Below are 645 nucleotides of genomic sequence, written 5' to 3'. Positions count from 1 at the left end.
AACGTGGTGGCCAGGGGCGGGATCGAACCGCCGACCTTCCGCTTTTCAGGCGGACGGATTAGCCGCTGACCTGCGGTTTATTTGATCCTGTGCGTCCTATGCGCCGCATTGAGCTGCGCTGACGTATTCAGCCTGTCCGACAAACGGACATAAACCGGACACGGTGACAGCACTCCCGACCAGGAGCCTCCGTACTGCCGCGTGCTCTGTGGGCAGCATCGGCGGCTCCGGGGAGCAGGCCCCCCGATGCCCAGCATCGCCACATCAGTCGCCGGTCCGACACCGTCGACACACGGCCCGGGATCGGCATCACAACAAACGTCGTTGCGGCACGGTTCTGCCGGCGCCGCGGTTGACGGGAGGTCGCGAGCGCCCGAGGCCGCCCAGGCCGCAGGGCGCGAGAGCGACAGTGCTCGGCCGGACGTCAACCGCGGCGCCGGCCTCAACCCGGCCGCGTCCGGCGGGCTTGTTATATGTGCCGAAAGTGTCCGCGACGCCGTCGACGACGGGGTCGCGACCGGCGAGTTGCGGGCGATCGACGCATTGGGGCTGCGGTTCCCCAGCCCCCAGATGGTCACCGCGGCGGCCGCACTGTTCCAGCCGGCGCCACCCTGGGCATGTGGTCCTGGACGTCGCGGTGTGGAA

General features: G+C 68.8%; 1 tRNA gene and 1 pseudogene. One reads left to right on the top strand and one right to left on the bottom strand.

The window, feature by feature from the left end:
- Positions 1-4: 4 nt before the first annotated feature.
- A tRNA-Phe gene (locus F6Q13_RS19355) sits at positions 5-72 on the bottom strand.
- A gap of 252 nt (positions 73-324) precedes the next feature.
- Between F6Q13_RS19355 and F6Q13_RS19350 the strand changes: the two are divergent.
- A pseudogene (locus F6Q13_RS19350) lies at positions 325-645 on the top strand (hypothetical protein); the annotation flags it as partial.

It is taken from the genome of Mycobacterium sp. (assembly GCF_008709575.1).
GTDB lineage: Bacteria > Actinomycetota > Actinomycetes > Mycobacteriales > Mycobacteriaceae > Mycobacterium.
Note: the sequence above shows the minus strand (reverse complement) of the source record. Positions and strands in the feature narration are given on the sequence as shown.